At 71.0% G+C, this 18,380-nt stretch carries 17 protein-coding genes; 10 read left to right on the top strand and 7 right to left on the bottom strand.

The features are described from left to right. Positions 1-152 precede the first annotated feature (152 nt). The gene (locus MUN74_RS04935) at positions 153-1,526 is read left to right on the top strand and encodes a flavin monoamine oxidase family protein (protein WP_244855304.1); all 1,374 of its coding nucleotides are present in this window, start codon (positions 153-155) and stop codon (positions 1,524-1,526) included. Positions 1,527-1,630: 104 nt separating this feature from the next. Here MUN74_RS04935 and MUN74_RS04930 read toward each other — a convergent pair whose 3' ends face one another. The 3 genes from MUN74_RS04930 to MUN74_RS04920 form a co-directional block, all read right to left on the bottom strand. Then, positions 1,631-2,305 (bottom strand): TetR/AcrR family transcriptional regulator, encoded by a 675-nt coding sequence (locus MUN74_RS04930; protein WP_244855303.1) that lies wholly within the window; start codon positions 2,303-2,305, stop codon positions 1,631-1,633. Between the two features lie 17 nt (positions 2,306-2,322). After that, positions 2,323-3,612, bottom strand: coding sequence for a diaminobutyrate--2-oxoglutarate transaminase (gene ectB, locus MUN74_RS04925; RefSeq protein WP_244855302.1), 1,290 nt, complete (start codon positions 3,610-3,612; stop codon positions 2,323-2,325). A 102-nt stretch (positions 3,613-3,714) separates the two neighbouring features. Beyond that, positions 3,715-4,767, bottom strand: a complete 1,053-nt coding sequence (locus MUN74_RS04920; protein WP_244855301.1) for a LacI family DNA-binding transcriptional regulator — start codon at positions 4,765-4,767, stop codon at positions 3,715-3,717. Between the two features lie 161 nt (positions 4,768-4,928). Here MUN74_RS04920 and MUN74_RS04915 point away from each other — a divergent pair, with 161 nt between their 5' ends. From MUN74_RS04915 to MUN74_RS04885, 7 genes are read left to right on the top strand one after another with little or no spacing between them, the layout of a single operon-like run. Beyond that, on the top strand, positions 4,929-6,572 hold the full coding sequence (locus MUN74_RS04915) for an ABC transporter substrate-binding protein (RefSeq protein ID WP_244855300.1): 1,644 nt from the start codon (positions 4,929-4,931) through the stop codon (positions 6,570-6,572). A 27-nt stretch (positions 6,573-6,599) separates the two neighbouring features. Then, complete coding sequence (locus MUN74_RS04910) at positions 6,600-7,547, top strand: ABC transporter permease (RefSeq protein ID WP_244855299.1); 948 nt, start codon at positions 6,600-6,602, stop codon at positions 7,545-7,547. Next, on the top strand, positions 7,544-8,479 hold the full coding sequence (locus tag MUN74_RS04905) for an ABC transporter permease (protein WP_244855298.1): 936 nt from the start codon (positions 7,544-7,546) through the stop codon (positions 8,477-8,479). The genes MUN74_RS04910 and MUN74_RS04905 overlap by 4 nt, the downstream gene beginning before the upstream one ends. Further along, positions 8,479-9,375, top strand: a complete 897-nt coding sequence (locus MUN74_RS04900; RefSeq protein WP_244855297.1) for an ABC transporter ATP-binding protein — start codon at positions 8,479-8,481, stop codon at positions 9,373-9,375. Before MUN74_RS04905 ends, MUN74_RS04900 begins: the two co-directional genes overlap by 1 nt. Next, complete coding sequence (locus MUN74_RS04895; protein ID WP_244855296.1) at positions 9,372-10,199, top strand: ABC transporter ATP-binding protein; 828 nt, start codon at positions 9,372-9,374, stop codon at positions 10,197-10,199. Before MUN74_RS04900 ends, MUN74_RS04895 begins: the two co-directional genes overlap by 4 nt. 56 nt (positions 10,200-10,255) lie before the next feature. Further along, entirely contained in the window at positions 10,256-11,341 is a 1,086-nt protein-coding gene (locus MUN74_RS04890; protein ID WP_244855295.1) for a C45 family autoproteolytic acyltransferase/hydrolase, read from the top strand. A 56-nt stretch (positions 11,342-11,397) separates the two neighbouring features. Continuing rightward, the gene (locus MUN74_RS04885; protein WP_244855294.1) at positions 11,398-12,474 is read left to right on the top strand and encodes a CPBP family intramembrane glutamic endopeptidase; all 1,077 of its coding nucleotides are present in this window, start codon (positions 11,398-11,400) and stop codon (positions 12,472-12,474) included. A 13-nt stretch (positions 12,475-12,487) separates the two neighbouring features. On the opposite strand, the gene MUN74_RS04880 is transcribed toward MUN74_RS04885, so the two are convergent. Further along, a complete protein-coding gene (locus tag MUN74_RS04880; protein ID WP_244855293.1) occupies positions 12,488-12,778 on the bottom strand; it encodes a DUF4287 domain-containing protein in 291 nt (96 codons plus the stop codon). Positions 12,779-12,832: 54 nt separating this feature from the next. Beyond that, positions 12,833-13,219, bottom strand: a complete 387-nt coding sequence (locus MUN74_RS04875) for a cupin domain-containing protein (RefSeq protein WP_244855292.1) — start codon at positions 13,217-13,219, stop codon at positions 12,833-12,835. 153 nt (positions 13,220-13,372) lie between these two features. On the opposite strand from MUN74_RS04875, the gene MUN74_RS04870 reads away from it, so the two are divergent. Beyond that, positions 13,373-14,362 carry an ArsR/SmtB family transcription factor gene (locus tag MUN74_RS04870; RefSeq protein ID WP_244855291.1) on the top strand — a complete coding sequence of 330 codons (990 nt, stop codon included), beginning with the start codon at positions 13,373-13,375 and terminating at the stop codon, positions 14,360-14,362. Between the two features lie 86 nt (positions 14,363-14,448). On the opposite strand, the gene MUN74_RS04865 is transcribed toward MUN74_RS04870, so the two are convergent. Beyond that, positions 14,449-15,471, bottom strand: a complete 1,023-nt coding sequence (locus MUN74_RS04865) for a hypothetical protein (RefSeq protein WP_244855290.1) — start codon at positions 15,469-15,471, stop codon at positions 14,449-14,451. 208 nt (positions 15,472-15,679) lie between these two features. Then, positions 15,680-17,437, bottom strand: a complete 1,758-nt coding sequence (locus MUN74_RS04860; protein ID WP_244855289.1) for an HNH endonuclease signature motif containing protein — start codon at positions 17,435-17,437, stop codon at positions 15,680-15,682. A 331-nt stretch (positions 17,438-17,768) separates the two neighbouring features. On the opposite strand from MUN74_RS04860, the gene MUN74_RS04855 reads away from it, so the two are divergent. Continuing rightward, on the top strand, positions 17,769-18,284 hold the full coding sequence (locus tag MUN74_RS04855) for a GNAT family N-acetyltransferase (protein WP_244855288.1): 516 nt from the start codon (positions 17,769-17,771) through the stop codon (positions 18,282-18,284). Positions 18,285-18,380 lie beyond the last annotated feature (96 nt).

The raw sequence follows: 18,380 nt of genomic DNA, 5'->3' as shown, positions 1-18,380 counted from the left end.
TCGTTCCGGGTTGCGCAACCACGCCGACCGGTAAATGAATTCGGCGGGCCTCGCCGCTCACGCGTAGGCACCCGGCGCTCGTAGGCTGCCCCGACGAAGACCGCACCGTCGCGGCGTCGACGGACTCGAAGACTCGATGAGGAGCAGCACACGTGAGAGAGATCACCAGGGACGTCGTCGTGATCGGCGGCGGAGTGAGCGGACTCGTGACCGCCCGGCGGCTGGTCGAGGCGGGCGCGTCGGTCGCCCTGCTCGAGGCCCGCGACCGCGTCGGCGGCCGCACCTGGTCGGACACGGTCGACGGCGAGTGGTTCGAGCTCGGCGGCCAATGGATCTCGGCCGGACAGGACGCACTCGAGTCGCTCCTCGCCGAGCTCGGCAAGGAGACCTTCGCGCGCTACCGCGACGGCCGCTCGGTGTACCTCGCGCCCGACGGTCGGCGCACCGAGTTCGAGGGCGAAGACTTTCCGACCGCGCCCGAGACGGTGGCCGCGATGAACACCCTCGTCGCCGCGCTCGACGAGCTCGCAGCCGAGCTCGACCCGGCCGAGCCGTGGGCGCATCCGCGCGCTGCCGAGCTCGATGCGATCAGCTTCAGCGCGTGGCTGCGCACGCTCAGCGACGACGACGAGGCGGTCCGCGCGTTCGACCACTTCATCGCGGGCGGCATGCTCACGAAGCCCGCCCACACGTTCTCGGTGCTGCAGGCGATGCTCATGGCGGCGTCGGCGGGCTCGCTGCACGAGCTCGTCGACGACGGGCTGCTGCTCGACCGCCGCGTGGTGGGCGGCATGCAGTCGGTCTCGACCCAGCTCGCCGACGAGCTCGGCGACGACGTGGTCTTCCTGTCGTCACCCGTGCGCAAGCTGGGCTGGACCGACGAGGGAGCCGGTCGCGCGGCATCCGTCATCGCTGAAAGCGACGAACTGCGAGTGAACGCCCGCTTCGCGGTGGTCGCCGTGCCGCCGAACCTCTACTCCCTCATCCGGTACGAGCCGCACCTGCCGCGCGAGCGCATGGTCTCGCAGCAGCACCAGTCGATGGGTCTCGTCGTGAAGGTGCAGGCCGCGTACGAGACGCCGTTCTGGCGGGAGCAGGGGCTCGCCGGCACCGGGTTCGGCCGCAACGAGTTCGTGTGCGAGGTGTACGACAACTCGACCCACGGCTCGACGCAGGGCATGCTCGTCGGCTTCGTCGTCGACGTCGAGGCCGAGCGGCTCTGGGCGATGCCCGACGCCGAGCGACGGGCCGCCGTGCTCGACTCGTTCGCCGCGTACTTCGGCGACGAGGCGCGCAACCCCGTCGCCGTCGCGATGTCGGACTGGGGGAACGAGGAGTGGACGCGCGGCGCCTATGCCTGCAGCTACGACCTCGGCGGCCTGAGCCGCTGGGGCCACCTGCAGAACGAGCCGGTCGGCCCGATCTTCTTCGCGTCGAGCGACATCCAAGGCGTCGGCTACCTGCACGTGGACGGTGCGATCCGCATCGGCGGCGACACGGCGCGGCGCATCCTCGCCGCGTGGTAGGGCACCTCGACCGGGATGCCTCGGTCGGGCGTCGGCCCCGCGGTGAGGCATCCGCGGCATGCCTGACGGGGATGCCTCGCCCGAGGCATCCCGACCGGTTCCGTTCAGCGGGCCGGGGCGATGCGGTGCCGCGCGGCCAGTCCGTCGAGCAGCAGGCCGAGCGCCAGCTCGAATGCACGGTCGGCGACGAGCGCGCGCTCCTCGATGAGCTGCCGGCGGTGCAGCACGTAGGCCTGCGCGACGATGCCCGGCGCCTCGGGCTCGTAGACGTCCTCGGGGCCGAGCGAGTCGATCGCGCCGCCGAACACGAGCTGCTCGATCGCCGAGATCGACGCGAACACCTCGGGCGGCGGGAATCCGGCCGCCTGGAACCCGACGATCACGCGCTGGTACATCTGCGTCGCCTCGGGGGTGTCGCGGATCGGCAGGTGCGCGTAGAGGGCCACGCACTCGCGGTGCGCGCGCAGCACGCGGAGGTAGCTGCGCGCCCACCGCTCGGTCGCCGCCCGCCAGGGGAGCGAGCCGAAACCCGAGGCGTCGACGTCGCGCACGAGGCGCGCCTGGATCCAGTCGAGGATGACCGAGCGCGACGACGCATGGTTGTAGATGGCGCTCGGCACGACGCCGAGCCGCTCGGCGAGGGCCTGGATCGTGAGCGCGCCCGCCCCCTTGCGATCGACGAGGCGCAGCGCCTCGTCGGTGATGCGCTCGCGGGTCAGCACCGCGACGCGCGGTCGACCGGCGCCGCGCCGCGGGGCTGGAGGCGCGTCGCCGGTCATCGCGGTCGGGCGGTCGCTCAGCTCGCCGCGAGCGCGTCGGCCGTGACCGCGGCGAGGCTCTCGCGCACGATCGCGAGGCCGCGCAGCAGCTCGTCGTCGGTGATGGTGAGCGCCGGCAGGAACTTCAGCACCTCGTCGTGCGCACCCGAGGTCTCGATGACGAGGCCGCGCGTGAACGCGTCCTTCGAGATGCGGCCGGCGAGCGTGCGGTCGCCGTCGGAGACGAGCCCGTACATGAGGCCGCGGCCGCGCACCGTGAGGCCGAGCGAGGGGTTCGCCGCAGCGATCTGCTCGAGCTCGGCGGCGAGGAGCGCCGACTTGCGGGCGACGTCGTCGACGAACGCGGTGTTCGCCCAGTACGTCTCGAGGGCGACGCGCGCCGACACGAAGGCGAGGTTGTTGCCGCGGAACGTGCCGGTGTGGGCGCCCGGCTTCCACACGTCGACCTCGGGGCGCAGCAGCACGAGCGACATCGGCAGGCCCGAGCCCGAGATCGACTTCGACACGGTCACGATGTCGGGCACGATGCCCGCGGCCTCGAACGCGAAGAACGCACCCGTGCGGCCGACGCCCGCCTGGATCTCGTCGAGGATGAGCAGGATGCCGCGCTCGGCGGTGATCGCGCGCAGGCGCTGCAGCCACGGCACGCTCGCGACGTTGATGCCGCCCTCGCCCTGCACCGCCTCGACGATGACCGCTGCGGGCAGGTCGAGGCCCGAGCCCGGGTCGTCGAGCATCTTCTCGAAGAGGTCGAGCGTGTCGACGTTCTCGCCGAGGTAGCCGTCGTAGGGGAGGCGCACGACGTTGTCGAGCGACTGGCCCGCCGCGCTGCGGTAGTGGCTGTTGCCGGTCGCGGCGAGGGCGCCGAGGCTCAGGCCGTGGAACGCGTTCGTGAACGCCACGACGGTCGAGCGGCCGGTGGCCTGGCGGGCGACCTTGAGGGCCGCCTCGACGGCGTTCGCGCCGGTGGGGCCCGTGAACTGCAGCTTGTGGTCGAGGCCGCGCGGAGCGAGGATCAGCCGCTCGAACGCCTCGATGAACGCGCGCTTGGCCGAGGTCGCCATGTCGAGGCCGTGGATGATGCCGTCGCGCTCGAGGTAGTCGATGAGGGCCCGCGTGAACGCCGGGTTGTTGTGGCCGTAGTTGAGCACGCCCGCGCCGGCGAAGAAGTCGAGGTACTCGCGACCGTCGGCATCGACGAGGGTCGAGCCGGTCGCACGGTCGAACACCGTCGGGAACGAGCGCACGTAGCCGCGCACCTCGGACTCGCGGCGGTCGAACACGTCGAGGTTCACGGCATCGCTCATGGCGGGCAGGCTCCTTCTGGGTGAGGGGATGCGGTGCATCGAGCCTACGGCCTCAGCCGGTGCGTCAGCTGCGTGCGGAGGTCAGCGGGGGATCGGCCGGCGTCACGCGGGCGCCGCGGTGGCCGTCCCACGCCGCGTCGTGGAGTCGCGGATCGCGAGCAGGCTCGTGGGGTCCTTGCTCGACCAGTCGACGGCCTCGCCCTCGAGCACGCTGATGAGCGAGTCGACCGCGAGCCGGGCGGTCTCGACGGGGCGCATGTCGAGCGACGTGATCGACGGCGTCGAGGTGCGGGTCACGACGGCATCGGAACCGGCGGCGACGAGCAGGTCTTCGGGCACGTCGTACCCGAGTTCGATGGCTCCGGCGACGAAGCCGGTGGCGTGCCGGCCGGTCAGGCAGTACACGCCGTCGGGCCGGTCGGATGCCTCGGCGAGGAGCTCGTGCGCCATCGACCGCCCGCCCTCGACGCCGCTCGTCTCGTCGAGCGTGCGGATCAGCGGCGCCATGTCGTGCTCCGCGGCCCATCGCTCGTACCCTCGCAGGGCCAGCGCGTTCCACGAGTTCTCGTCGGTGCCGGTGACGAGCGCGATGCGCTGCGCCCCGGACTCGCGAAGGTGGTCGAGCACGAGGAAGGTGTCGCGCTCGGTCTGCTGCGAGATCGCCGGGAAGTCGTCGGGGCGATCGGGGTCGACGCCGATCGCGACGAAGGGGATGCGCTTGCGGTCGAGGAGGGTGAGCGCGGGGTCGTTGCGGATCGGGGACTCCACGAGGCATCCGTCGGCGGCGAGCGACGACCGCGGCGCACCGGGCTTCGCCGGGTCGCTGATGAGCATGAGCGAATACCCGTGGTCCATCGCGGCGAGGGCGGCCGAGCCGGCGAAGCGGAGGAAGTAGTCGACGCCCTCGGGCATCGCGGTGTCGAGCGACTCGAGAGGCCGGATGAGCAGCGAGATCACGCCGAGCTTCGACTGCCGCAGCCCGCGTGCGACGGCGTTCGGCTCGTAGCCGAGTTCGTCGGCGACGCGCCTGACGCGCTCGATCGTCTCGGCACCGATCGTGCCCTTGCCGTTCAGCGCGTTCGAGACCGTCGTGCGCGAGACGCCGGCGCGCTCGGCGACGTCGTTGATCGTCGGTCTGGCCGCATCGATGGACACCCGGCCAGCGTAGCAAGCGAACGGCGCCCGCGGGAGTAGGGATCCTGACGAAAGAATCGATTCAGGGAATCGATTTACAAGAATCGATTCTTCTAGTACCTTCGCCGTTAGCTCATCGCATCATCGGCGTGAGATTCAACGGAGAACCTCAGGAGGACACAGTGAAAACCGCAGTGACGAGAGCATCGATCGCGCTCCTCGCGGTCGCGAGCCTGGGGCTCGCGGGATGCACGGCCGACCGCGGCGGCGATTCCGGCGCGAAGCTCGACGACGGCGAGCTCCTGCAGCTCACGCCGGCGGCCACCGGCGAGGTCGACAAGGTCACCTGGAACTCGACCTACGGCGAGCTCGCGACGCTCGACCCGGTGAAGGCGTTCAACTACCCCGAGAACACGATCATCTCGAACCTCTGCGAGTCGCTGTTCCAGTTGCAGCCCGACTTCTCGGTCGAGCCGAACCTCGCCTCGAGCTTCACGGTCTCCGACGACGCGAAGACCTACGTCTTCCAGATCCGCGACGACGTCACCTTCTGGGACGGCACGCCGATGACCACCGACGACGTCGTCTACAGCCTGAACCGGCACCTCGACCCCGCCGAGGGCAGCTACCTCGCGTCGAGCTTCGCCGACGTGACGAGCATCGAGAAGACCGGCGACCAGGAGGTCACGCTCACCCTGTCGGAGCCCAACACCATCCTCGACGAGGAGCTCGCCACGAACCTCGGCGCCGTCGTGCAGCAGCAGCAGCGCGAGGCGGCCGGCGAGAACTACGGCAACCCCGAGGCCGGCGTCATGTGCACCGGTCCGTTCCAGGTGGGGGAGTGGAAGCAGGGCCAGTCGATCACGCTCGAGCGCTACGACGACTACTGGAACGCCGACAAGCGCGCCAAGGCGAAGGAGGTCGACATCGGATTCGTCGTCGACCCCACCGCCATCGCGACCGGGCTCTCCACCGGCGAGATCCAGGGCTCGTACGACGTGCCGCTGCCGGCGCTCGGCCAGCTCTCGTCGAGCAGCACGGGTGCGCTGTCGTTCGGGCAGGGCATGCAGATCATGGCGATCATCTCGACCGGCAACGGCACCTTCGGCGACCCGGCCGTGCGCCGTGCGCTCACCCGCGCGACCGACCGCCAGGCGATCGCCGACACCGTGTACGAGGGCACCGGCACGCCGTCGCGCTCGATCGTCCCGCAGGGTCCCTGGAACCGGTACCCCGACGTCGCCGAGCAGCGCGACACCGAGCTGCCCGACCTGAGCTACGACCTCGAGGCGGCCAAGCAGGAGCTCGAGGCCGCGACCGTCGACCTCTCGCAGCCGATCAAGATCGCGTACCCGAGCGAGCGGGCGTTCTACGCCGACATCCTCAACGAGATGGCCAACGGCGCCAAGGAGCTCGGACTCACCCTCGAACCGACCGGCGTGCCGAGCGCGCAGTTCGGCGCGTTCTTCTCCGACCCCGAGGCGCGCAAGGGCTACGACGGCTTCGTGACCACGAACTACCTCTCGAGCCCGTCGCCGCTCGCACACCTCGACAACGTCGCCTACACGGGCAGCCAGCAGAACTACGCGGGCTTCTCCGACCCCGAGGTCGACGCGGCGATCGACGCGGCCTATGCCGAGAGCGACCCCGACAAGCGTGCCGAGCTCACGGTCGCCGCCGAGGCCCTCGTCATGCAGCAGCAGCCCTGGGTGCCGATCAACGACCTCGCGGTGCGCCTCTACCTCGACGAGTCGGTGACGGGCGTGCCCGCGTCGTTCGTCTACCTGTACTACCCCTGGGCCGCCGACCTCGGCTCGGCCGAGTAACCGGGTGCACACGGGAAGGGATCGTCCATGCTCTACGTACTGAAACGCATCGTCGCGCTGGCGCTGGTGCTGCTCGTCTCCAGCTTCATCGTGTTCAGCGGGATGTACTTCGCGCCGGGAAGCCCCGAGCAGTTCCTCGTCCAGGGCCGCACGGTCACCCCCGAGGTGCTCGAGGCGATCCGAGCGCAGTACGGGCTGGACGATCCCTTCCTGGTGCGCTACTGGAACTGGCTCGTCGACGTGCTCCACGGCGACTTCGGCCGCTCGCTGCTGACGCAGCAGGACGTCTCGACGCTCATCGAGTCGCGACTGCCCACGACGCTCTTCCTCGCCGCGTACGCCGCGATCATCATCGTGCTCGTCGGCGTGGGGCTCGGGATCCTCGCGGCCACCCGCTCGGGCGTGTTCGAGAAGGTCGTCGTGTTCGGTTCGAACCTCGGGTTCGCGGTGCCCACGTTCTTCGCCGCGCTCGTGCTCATGGCGATGTTCGGCGCGAACCTCGGCTGGTTCCCGGTCTCGGGATCGGGCGACGGGTTCGCCGACCGGGTCTGGCACCTCACGCTGCCGGCGATCGCCCTCGCGTTCCCGGCGATCGCCGTCGTGGCCCGCATCACCCGCACCGCGGTGCGGGAGGAGCAGGGCTCGGAGCACGTCATCATGGCGGTCGCCCGCGGCGTGCCCAAGCGCATCGTCCTCGGCCGGCACACGATCCGCAACTCGATGCTGCCCGTGACCACGGTCATCGGCACGAACATCGCGGGCCTGCTCGCGAGCGCGTTCGTGATCGAGTACGCGTTCACGCTCGACGGCATCGGGTCGCTGCTCGTCAACTCCGTGCAGAAGAAGGACTTCGCCGTCGTGCAGGCGATCGCGCTCATCATGGTGCTCGCGTTCGGCCTCATCAATCTCATCGTCGACCTGCTCTACGCCGTGATCGATCCGCGGGTGCGACTGGCCAAGGAGGTGTCGGCATGACGAGTCGGCAGACCACCACCGAGCCGCCGGCGAACACCGTCGGCCAGGACACCGTCGCCGTGCAGGCGGTGCGCCGGCAGCGGCTCGACGTCCCGGTGTCGGGCTGGAAGCGCCTGCGGCTGCGCCTCGGCGTCCTCGGGCTCATCTGCGCCGGCGTGCTCGCCGTCGTGGTGCTCACGGCGATCTTCGCCCCCTACCTCGCGCCGTACGACCCGTACGTCGGCTCGGTCATCGACCGGCACCTGCCGCCGAGCCCCGAGCACTGGTTCGGCACCGACCAGTCGGGCCGCGACATCTTCTCGCGCATCGTCTGGGGAGCGCGCACGAGCCTCATCGGCCCCGTCGTCGTCGTCCTCGTCGCGGCCGTCTCGGCCTCGCTCCTCGCGCTCACCGCCGTGTGGTTCGGTGGTCGCGTCGACGCGTTCATCGGCCGGGTCCTCGACGTGCTGTTCGCGTTCCCGAACATGCTGCTCGCGATCCTCGCGGTCGCGATCTTCGGGCCGTCGCTGCTCACCGCCTCGATCGCGCTCGCCATCGGCTTCACGCCGTACTCGGCCCGCGTCATCCGGTCGGTCGCCCTGCGCGAACGCAACCTGCCGTACGTGTCGTCCGCGCAGCTGCAGGGCATCTCGGGGCTCGTCATCACCGGTCGGCACATCCTGCCGAACGTCCGCACCCAGATCTTCACGGGCATGACCATCAACTTCGGCTACGCGATGATCGACCTCGCCGCGCTCTCGTTCCTCGGGCTCGGCGTGCAGCCGCCCACGCCCGACTGGGGGCTCATGGTGTCGAACGGCCAGGCCTCGCTGCTGCAGGGGTACTGGGAGCAGAGCGTGTTCGCGGGCCTCGCGATCGTCATCACCGTGGCCGCGCTCGGCTACGTCGGAGAGCAGCTCGGCGGGCGCCGAGCCGCGGGAAGGACGCGCTGATGTTGAACGTCGACCACCTCACGCTGTCGGTCGTCGATCCCGACACGGGGCACGAGACCGAGATCCTCCGCGGCAACTCGTTCTCGCTCGGCCAGGGCGAGGCGCTCGGGCTCGTCGGCGAGTCGGGCTCGGGCAAGTCGATGACGCTCAAGTGCATCCTCGGCATCGAGCCGGGCGGCGCCCGGGTCGGGGGCTCGATCGAGCTCGACGGGACGGACCTGCTCGCCGCGAGCGGCGAGCCCCTGCGCCGCATCCGGGCGAACGACCTCGCGCTCATCGCGCAGAACCCGCACGGCGCGCTCAACCCCGTGCTCCGGGTCGAGCGGTTCCTCATCGAGGGCATGGCCGATGCCCGGGGCATCCCCACAGCCATGGCGAAGGCCCGCGCCGCCGACCTGCTGCGGCAGGTGGGCATCACCGACACCGAACGGGTGCTCCGGTCGTATCCGCACCAGCTCTCGGGCGGGATGCTGCAGCGCGTGGTGATCGCGGGCGCGATGTCGGGCGAGCCGAAGCTCTTGCTCGCCGACGAGCCGACCACGGCGCTCGACGTGACGACGCAGGCGGAGGTCGTGGCGATCCTCGACGAGAAGCGTCGCGAGAACGGGCTGTCGATGATCTTCGTGACGCACGACCTCGACCTCGCGGCGGCCGTCTGCGACCGACTCGCGGTGATGAAGGACGGCGCCATCCTCGAGATCGGCACGCCCGACGAGATCCGCGACCGGCCGAAGACCGAGTACACCCGTGCCCTCATGGCCGCGCGCCCGCTGCTGCATCCGGCCGGGCGTGCGCCGGTGGCCTCGAGCGGCGCGCCGGCGCTCTCGGACGGGGAGCCGCTGCGGTCGGACGGCCCCGAGCCGGTGCTGTCGAACGGAACGGAGGCGCACGAATGAGCACGGACCTGATTCTCGAGGCGGAGGGGCTCCGCCGCACCTTCCACGTCGGTCGCCGCTCGAGCGTCACCGCGCTCGACGACGTCTCGTGCGCGGTGCGCCGCGGCACGTGCCTCGCGGTCGTCGGCGAGTCGGGGTCGGGCAAGTCGACGCTCGCCCGCGTGATCGTCGGCCTCGAGACGGCCGACGCCGGAGTCGTGCGCATCGACGGCGCCGAGGTCAGGCCGACGACCTCCCGTGCTCGCCTGCGCACGCGTGCCAAGCTCGTGCAGATGGTGTTCCAGGACCCGCAGGGGTCACTGAACCGGTCGCTGCCCGTGTCGGCGACGATCGACGAGATGCTGCGCGTGCACCGGCCCGACCTCGACCGGGCCGGTCGCCGGGAGTGTCTGCTGGAGCTCTTCGCCGAGGTCGGCCTCACCGAGCGGCACGCCGACGCGAAGCCCTCGGCGTTGTCGGGCGGCCAGAAGCAGCGCGTCGCGATCGCCAGGGCCCTCGCCGCGGAACCCGAGATCATCGTGCTCGACGAAGCCGTCTCGGCGCTCGACGTCTCGGTGCAGGCGCAGGTGCTCGACCTCCTCGACCGGCTCCGCAGCGACAAGGGCCTCACCTACCTGTTCATCACGCACGACCTCTCGGTCGTGCGCGCCGTCGCCGACGACGTCATCGTCATGCGGCGCGGCAGCATCGTCGAACGGGGGACGGTCGACGACATCCTCGACCGTCCGACGCACCCGTACACGAGACTGCTGCTCGAGTGCGCACCCCAGCCCGGCTGGGTGCCGCGCCGAGGCGTCATCGAGGAACTCGCCCACCAGCTCTGACCGCGACGGGAGACCCGCCGCATGATCCACACCGCTTTTTTCGAAGGAACGATCCATTGCACAGCATCATCGACCGCCTGCACGTCGTCGCGAACGCGGCCGACCCGTTCGACCGCGGGCGTGAGCGCGGCACGCAACTCCGCGACGCGCTGCCGGCGGGGCTGCAGACCTACCTCGAGCTCTTCGCGAAGTACGAGCTCGACGAGGCCGTCGTGCGCGACCTCGCGATGAGCTGCGCCGATGCGGTCGGCGGATGGCGGCCGGTGCGCCTCGCCGAGATGGATGGCATCGCGGCCGGTGCCGGGGTCGAGCCGTGGCACGTGTACGCGCTCAACGCGCGCACCGAGATCCTCTCGCAGGGCGTCGGGGCGGCGCCGGGCGAGTGCTCGACGATCGGTCGCCGGGTGCAGCTCGCCGACGGCTCGGTGCGCACGTTCGGGCTGCAGACCTGGGACTGGCACCACCAGCTCGACGGCGAGTGGCACACTCACGAGACGCGCGGCGGCCGTTACGACTTCGCGGGGCTCACCGAGCACGGCATGCTCGGCAAGATCGGCGTGAACAGCGCGGGTCTCGCCCTGCACTTCAACATCCTCGGGCACCGCACGGACGGTGCCGGCGGCGTGCCGGTGCACGTGCTGTCGGCGACCGTGCTCGAGGAGGCGGCCTCGGTGGAGGAGGCCCTCGAGATCGTGCGCGACGCTCCCCGCAGCGCGTCGAGCTCCTTCACGCTGCTCGACGCCGACACGGTGGTGACGACCGACATCACGCCGATCGGCGTGTTCGTCGTCGAGCCGGTCGACGGCACGGTCGTGCGCACGAACCACTTCCTGAGCCGTGAGGCGCAGGCCGAGGAGAAGACCGAGATCTACCAGCCCGACTCCGACGAGCGGTACGGCCTGATCGCCAGCCGCTTCGCCGACTACCCGGAGCCGCGCACCGACGAGGAGCTGCTCGCCTTCCTCTACTCCGACCCCGGCCAGCCGCTGCTCTGCCACCGACCCGACCTCACGCTGCCCTTCGGCGAACGCTGGGCGACGCTCGCGACCGTGCAGCTCGACCCGGCGACGCGGACGGCGCGCATCGCGAACGGCACCCCGATCGACGCCCGCGCAGGCGACTGGCGCACGTTCGTCGCCTGACGATCTCCGTCGCACGACGGATCCGCAGCAGGAGCCGCCTCGGTAGCGTGGCGACCGTGAGCGAGGACCCGAGCAACCCGATGGACCCGAGCAACCCGACGGACACGACCGACATCGACGACGCCGCGGCGACCGTGATGCCACGTGCTGCGACGGCGCCGGCATCGCAGCCTACGGCGCCGGTCGTCCCGGCACCCGAAGCACGCACGTCCGTGCCGTGGGTGCCCGTCGTGGTGTTCGCCGTCGTCTCGTGCGGGCTCGCCTGGCTCGTGGCCTGGCCGCTCTGGGTGCGCGGCGAGGGGATGGCGGACCCGATGGTGCCCGTCATCGCCGCGGCGATGATGCTCACCCCCGCCGTCGCGACCCTCGTGGCGATCCTCGTGGAGGCGCGGGCCGGCGGACCACGTCGGGCACGTGACATCCTGCGCGGTCTCGGGATGTGGCCGCTGCGACCGGCTCGGCGAACGATCGGCTTCAGCGTCGTCGCGATCATCGCGATGCCGGTGCTCATCGCGATCGGCCTCGCGATCACGTGGTTCGCCGGATTCGCCGTGCTCGATCCGGTCGGGTTCTCGGGCTTCGCCGAGGCGTTCGCTGCACAACTGCCGGCTGACACGCCGCTCCCGCCGGTCGGAATCGTCGTCGCGCTGCAGTTCGCGATGATCCCGATCGCCGCCGTGATCAACGCGCCGTTCGCGTTCGGCGAGGAGGTGGGCTGGCGGGGCTGGCTCCTGCCGGCGCTGCGCCCGCTCGGCGACTGGCCGGCGTTGCTGCTGTCGGGTGCGTTCTGGGGCTTCTGGCACACTCCGCTCATCCTGCTCGGCTACAACTTCGGCCTCACCGACGTGACGGGCGTGCTGCTCATGGTGCTCGCGTGCACGCTGTTCGGGATCCTCCTCGGCTGGACGCGCCTGCGCACGGGGTCGGTCTGGCCGGCCGTGTTCGCGCACGGGTCGTTCAACGCTTCGGCGGGGATGGGCGCGCTCCTCGTGGCATCCGGTTCGCCCGTGCCGCCCGCCTGGCTGGCCGGCCCGCTCGGCCTGATCATGTGCATCGTGTTCGCGTGCATGGTCGCGCTGCTCGCGGCAGCGGGGCAGTTCCGCAGGTCGCGGCTGTCGGCGCGGCTCGGCTGAGCCGCGCCGCCCGTCAGGGATGCGGGTTCGTCGCCTTGCCGTCGAGCCAGAGCGTGTCGGTGACGTCTCGGTGCACCCCGTCGGTACCGACGTGCTTAGTGCTGATCTGCGGCCCCTTGGTGATGACGTGCACGAGCGCCATCGCGTGACCGCGGCCGAGGCCGTAGTCCTCGGCGAGCCACGCGACGATCGGCGTCGCCTTCGTGGTCTCGTCGAAGCCGCGTTCGTGCGCGAGCTCGACGAACTGGCGCGGGGTGAGGCCGGTCTTGGTCTCGATGTTGTCGAGGTAGGCCTGGAACGACATGGTGGATGCTCCTTATCGTGGTGCGTGCGGTGTTCGTGCCGCGTGTGGTGGGCCCTACTCGGCCCAGGTCTGCACGATGGTCTCGGCGGCGTGGATGCCGATGAGCCGCAGACGTCCTTCGCCGATGTTCGTGAACCCGTGCCAGACGCCCGACGGTGCGGTCGCCGTGTCGCCGGCGCGGGCGATGAGCTCGGTGTCGCCGACCGTGATGCGGGCGGTGCCCTCGAGCACGATCCAGGTCTCGCTGTAGGGGTGCCAGTGCAGGTCGGCGCCCTGGCCGGGCTCGTTGTCGACGAAGAAGTACGAGATGCTCGCACCGTGCTCGCGACCGACGAAGCGCCGGGTGCGGCCGGTGCCGATGCGCAGCTCGTCCGCGCTCACGACGACGGGTGTCACGGGCGGGGTCATCGTCGGCGTCAGGGTGATCTCGGCGGCGTTCATGGGTGCTCCCTCGGTTCGGTGGTGGTCGATGCGTCGGGTCGACGGTCGGTGCGGATGCCGCGGTGCGAGGCCCCGGCATCGTGCTCGAGGCGTTCGCGCTGCGTCTTGAGGACAGCCTCGGCCCGAGGCATCCGCACCCGTTAGAGTTTCGATGTGGATCGAAACTTCGTGGAGTTCCGGCTCGCGCCGGGCGACATCTCGGCGATCCGGTTCGGCGTCTCGCCAGGGCACGAGCTCAGCCATGCCATGCGCGTGCTGCAGCGGCCCGAGGCGCATCCACTGCAGTGGGGCTGGCTGCGCGCGGTGCGCGGCCGGGTGCCGCGCGAGGCGTTCGAGCTGCTCGCGGTCGTGATCGGCATCGACGGGTACATGCCCGACTTCCTCACCTCCGAACCCGGGTGGGATCTGGAACCCGAGGAGGAGGCGGCCCGCATGCGGGTCGCGCCGGTCGAGCCCATGCTCGTCGACCTGCACAAGATGGTCGCTCGGTCGGAGGGCGCCAGGCAGCAGGCGATCCGGCGCATGATCGACGAGCCCGAGCGGGCGCGCGCAATGATCGCCGACGCGTGGAGCGAGGTGTGGGCCGCCGTTCTCGCACCCGTGTGGACCCAGCTCGAACGGTTGCTGCGCGCCGACATCGCGGTGCGATCGCGCCGCGTCGCGACGGCCGGCGTGGGCGCGATGGTGAGCGAACTGCATCCGTCGGTGAGCTGGAGCGACGACGCCGTGCGGGTCGAGCTGCGCCTGCACCGTGAGGCGCTCGACTGTCGCGGATCGGGACTCGTGCTCGTGCCGTCGGTCATGTCGTCGTTCGGGTGCATGGTGCTCACCGAGCCGCCCGCGCAACCGACCGTGTTCTACCCGGCGCAGGGCGTCACCGAGACCTGGGCTCGCGACCCTGCGTCGACGGTCGCGGCGCTCGGCGCGCTCATCGGGCCGGCACGCGCCGAGATCCTGCTCGGTGCGCACGTCGCGCGCACCACGTCGCAGGTCGCGGCGGACGTGGGGCTCGCGATCTCGACCGCGTCGCACCATCTGTCGGTGCTGCGCGAGGGCGGGCTCGTCGCGTCGACGCGCGACGGAGCTCGGATGCTGCACCTGCGGACTCCGCTCGGCGAGGCGCTCGTGGGTGCGATGCTCTGAGGCGTCGGGGTCTCGAGACTGCGCAACCTCACGCCGCCCGCTCCGAGCCGCTCGCGCGCGTGACGCTCGCTGCGCCCGCTCGCGAGCTACGCGGCGGCCGCGTCGACCCAGCGCAGTACTCGCAGGGCGCGAAGGGTGTTCCAACGGCTGGGCTCACCCTCGGGTGCGTCGAGTGCGAAGTACACCTCGCCCGGCCACGGTTGACCTGCGAGCCAGCGACCGTCGTCGCCGCGCTTCGCGAGCAGCAGGTCGACGGCGTCGGAGACGCGCGCATCGGGTGCATCGCCCGTCGACCGGAAGTAGTCGAGTGCACGCAGCACGTCGTAGAACCAGTACGTCGGAAACGAGAAGTTGCGGTAACGGGGCTGCACGATCTCGCCCGTCGAGCGGCGGCGGAAGAGGGCACGCTCGAGCAGGTACTCCTCACCGCGTCGTCGAGCCGCGGTGACCGCGGTGAGATCGGCTGTCGGCGGTGTGCCGTCGTGGGCGGCGCCGGTCGACGTGGATGCCGCTTCGGCTTCGCCGCCCTGGAGGTCGGGGTTGCTGCTGCCGGCGCCCCGGACCGCCCGCTCGTATTCGAGCAGCCCCTCGAGGACGCACAGCGTCGAGTCGAACGACGACCGCTCGGATTCGTCGCGCGGTTCGCAGTTCCAACCGCCGTCGGGCAGCTGCTCGTCGAGCAGGCGCGCGATGATGCGGTCGCTGCCGGCACCGAGTACTCCGAAGTAGGCGCCCGCGGCGAGGACTCCGCCGTTGATGCACTCCTCGACCTCGCCGTGGAAGAAGGGCAGGTCGCCCCAGTAGTGCCAGGTGACCCCGTCGCGCACCCGCCCGATCGCACGGCGCACGGCCGGTGCCGCGGGCACGGCGCCGAGACGGCGAAGCGATTGCAGTGACCACATGACGCTGCGTCGATCGCCGTGTTCGCCGTACTCGTCGTCGTTCCAGTAGCCGCGTTCGTCTTGCAGGGCGAGCAGTCGGGCGCCCCAGCCTTCGGTCGAGATGCGTGCGCGCTCGGCTGCGGCCCCTTCGGCGTCGTCGCGCAGGTCGTGCAGCACCTGCCATCGGATCGCCGGGTCGGCGTCGAGCAGCCAGTCGATGACGTCCATGCACGACATGTTCGCCGACACCACCGACAGCCGCCACCCGTTGTTGCCGGACGCCGGGTTCGGCATGCCGACGCGGAAGACCCCTGCTCGCCACGTTCGCAGTTCTGGCCATCCACCCGCAGTTCTGCTCATCCACCCGCAGTTCTGCTCATCCGCCCGCAGTTCTGCTCATCCACCCGCAGTCCTGCTCATCCACCCGCAGTACTGCTCACCCTGCTCGCAGTTCGAATCGCGCCCGGCCGCCGAGTCGTGGACGCTGGGCGGGATCGATGTGCGGCGGTGGAACGAACCAGACCTCTCGAGCCTTCGCCCTGATCTGCCAACCGCCGCGGTGGATCGTGCGATGGCAATGGCTGCACAACAGCACGCCGTTGGAGACGTCGGTGGGGCCGAGGTCGCGCTTCCACCAGAGGATGTGGTGGGCGTGCACGTACGCGATGTTGCGACCGCAGCTCGCGCACCCGCCGTCGCGTTCGGCGAGCGCCAGCCGCTGGGCACGGGTGAAACGTCGTCGCCGGCGCGCGAGGTCGAGCGGTTCGCTGTCGCCGCCGAGCACGACTGGGATGAGCTCGGCCTCGGCGGCGAGACGTCTGGCGGTCGCCGCGGAGACGCGACGATCGAATCCGTCGAGCTCGGCGACCGCGCATCTGGAGATCGCCGCATCGCGGTCGGGCCACGGATGCCGCGCGCTCGGAGGCGGTGACGAACGCGGCGGACTCGCTCCGGCCGGCGGTGATGAGGGTGCGCTCGCGTGGGCGGGCGGTGTTGGGGACGGACTCGCGTGGGCCGACCGTGAGCCGGGCTCAGGCTCGGCGGCGGCCCGTCGCGACGTGGGAGGACTCGCACCCGCCGGCGGTGTTGAGGACGGACTCACGTGGGCCGGTGGAGAAGCGGGCTCGTGCTCGGCGGCGGTCGGAGGCTGAACCGGTGCCGCCCCGATGCCCGCCGACGCGAGGTCGGCTCGAAGGGCGTCGAGGTGCATGCGCACGACGACGGTCGTCGCCGCGACGACGGGCAACTCGGCGCAGCCGAGGGTGTGGCGCGCGAGATCGGCGAGCGCATCGGCCTGCAGCTGCGGAATCGTGCGTTCGTCGGAGACGATCGGCGTGCCGTCGTCGCCGCTGCGGTAACCCTTGTCGCCGGGGTCGCCGTCGCCCTCCCGACCGCTGTCGCGGCGTTGATCTTCGCGCCGACGGAGCATGTCGCTCACGATCGCTTCGACAGCAGCCTTGACGGGCGCCGCGGTGACGGCGTCGAGGCGCGCGGTGAAACGCACCATGCCCGATGCCTCTTCGTGGATCGTCAGTGAGCGCTGTCGGTGGAGCAACTCGTCGCGCGGCTCGACGCCGTCGGGATCGAGTCGTGCTTCAGCGTGTGCCAGTGCGCGCTGCAGCAGTGAGAACGACGTACCGACGGCGAACCCCGCGAGTTGCGCCTCGTACGCGCTCGCTCGAGCGGGGCTCGTTCGCGGCGCGACCCGGTCGAGCATCGTGCAGATCGCGTTCGCAGCGTCGAGCCCGATCCGGCCGTCGTCGAATGCCGATGCCACGTGCGGTCGCAAGGGCGGCAGCAGTTCGCCCGTGAACGACTCACGACCCCGGATCGCGGTGCCGACCCGCACGAGCTTCGCGGCCTCGCGCACGGGCGAGCCGGTCGTGACGGCGATGAGCTGCGGCGCGTTGCGATGCCCGTGCCGCCTGGCGAGGCCCTCGGCGCCGAACGCACGGTCGCTGCGCCGCTCGATCTCGGCCGAGAGTCGTGCGAGGACGACGTCGGCCTGCCGCCGCAGTCGTGCGGCCGCATCGAGGGCGCGCACGAGACCGCCGTCGCTCATCGCGGGGATGTCGTCGCCGGCGCCGCCCGAAGGCGCGGACACCCGCTCGTCACCGAACGCGGGAACCGCACCCGACCACTCCGCACGCAGCGCGTCGAGGTCTGCCTCGAGTGCGGTGAGCGGGTTCGTCATGCTTCGATTGTGCCGCGAGCCACTGACATTCCGATTGGACCGTTTTGTCGACCTGATCAGCGAAATCGACTGTGGAGAACTTCGAGCGAGCCCTGCCTGTGGAGGACGAGTCGGCATGGCGCGGCCGGGATGAGACGGTGGGTTTCGAGACGGTCGCTGCGCTCCCTCCTCAACCCGCTCGGGCGAGACGGTCGCTGCGCTCCCTCCTCAACCCGTCGGGCGAGACGGTCGCTGCGCTCCCTCCTCAACCCGTCGGGCGAGACGGTCGCTGCGCTCCCTCCTCAACCCGCTGGAGTGGGGTGCTCAGCGTCTGGTGCGAGAGACTGGCGGCATGCCCCCTACAGCCCCCGCGCGCATCGCGCTCCCCGTCGACCTCGAGATCCGCGACGACCGTTACACCCTTCGGCGCACGACCCTCGACGACCTGCCCGCGCTCGTCGCGCTGCTCGCCGCCGACGCGCTCCGCCGCAACGACGACAGCACCGATCCCGAGCACTTCGCCCGGTACGAGCGGGCCTTCGACGCCATCGACGCAGACCCGGCCCAGACGCTCGTCTCGATCGCCGACGCCGACGGTCGCCTCGTCGGCACGATGCAGCTCACGCTCATCCCGGGCCTCGCGCGCGGCGGCGCCTACCGCATGCAGATCGAGGCCGTGCGCGTCGCCGACGACCTGCGCGGGCGTGGCGTCGGCAGCGCGATGATCCGGTGGGCCGTCGACCAGGCGCGCGCGAGCGGGGCGGCGCTCGTGCAGCTCACCTCCGACGCCCGCCGCGAAGACGCGCACCGCTTCTACGAGCGGCTCGGCTTCGCGGCATCCCACGTCGGGTTCAAGCTCTTCCTCTGACGCTGCCGGAGCGGTTTCGAGACGGTCGCTCCGCGCCCCGCTCAACCGGCAGGGTGGGTTTCGAGACGGTCGCTGCGCTCCCTCCTCAACCCGCAG

Source organism: Agromyces sp. H17E-10 (assembly GCF_022919715.1).
Classification (GTDB): domain Bacteria; phylum Actinomycetota; class Actinomycetes; order Actinomycetales; family Microbacteriaceae; genus Agromyces.
Note: the sequence above shows the minus strand (reverse complement) of the source record. Positions and strands in the feature narration are given on the sequence as shown.

What these genes read in the sequence shown, in the direction of transcription:
- MUN74_RS04895 (WP_244855296.1), top strand. Translation starts at nt 9,372, where the DNA reads ATGAGCACGGACCTGATTCTCGAGGCGGAGGGGCTCCGCCGCACCTTC.
- MUN74_RS04855 (WP_244855288.1), top strand. Translation starts at nt 17,769, where the DNA reads ATGCCCCCTACAGCCCCCGCGCGCATCGCGCTCCCCGTCGACCTCGAG.
- MUN74_RS04880 (WP_244855293.1), bottom strand. Translation starts at nt 12,778, where the DNA reads ATGTCGTTCCAGGCCTACCTCGACAACATCGAGACCAAGACCGGCCTC.
- MUN74_RS04930 (WP_244855303.1), bottom strand. Translation starts at nt 2,305, where the DNA reads ATGACCGGCGACGCGCCTCCAGCCCCGCGGCGCGGCGCCGGTCGACCG.
- MUN74_RS04910 (WP_244855299.1), top strand. Translation starts at nt 6,600, where the DNA reads ATGCTCTACGTACTGAAACGCATCGTCGCGCTGGCGCTGGTGCTGCTC.
- MUN74_RS04875 (WP_244855292.1), bottom strand. Translation starts at nt 13,219, where the DNA reads ATGAACGCCGCCGAGATCACCCTGACGCCGACGATGACCCCGCCCGTG.
- MUN74_RS04905 (WP_244855298.1), top strand. Translation starts at nt 7,544, where the DNA reads ATGACGAGTCGGCAGACCACCACCGAGCCGCCGGCGAACACCGTCGGC.
- MUN74_RS04865 (WP_244855290.1), bottom strand. Translation starts at nt 15,471, where the DNA reads ATGGACGTCATCGACTGGCTGCTCGACGCCGACCCGGCGATCCGATGG.
- ectB (WP_244855302.1), bottom strand. Translation starts at nt 3,612, where the DNA reads ATGAGCGATGCCGTGAACCTCGACGTGTTCGACCGCCGCGAGTCCGAG.
- MUN74_RS04860 (WP_244855289.1), bottom strand. Translation starts at nt 17,437, where the DNA reads ATGACGAACCCGCTCACCGCACTCGAGGCAGACCTCGACGCGCTGCGT.
- MUN74_RS04900 (WP_244855297.1), top strand. Translation starts at nt 8,479, where the DNA reads ATGTTGAACGTCGACCACCTCACGCTGTCGGTCGTCGATCCCGACACG.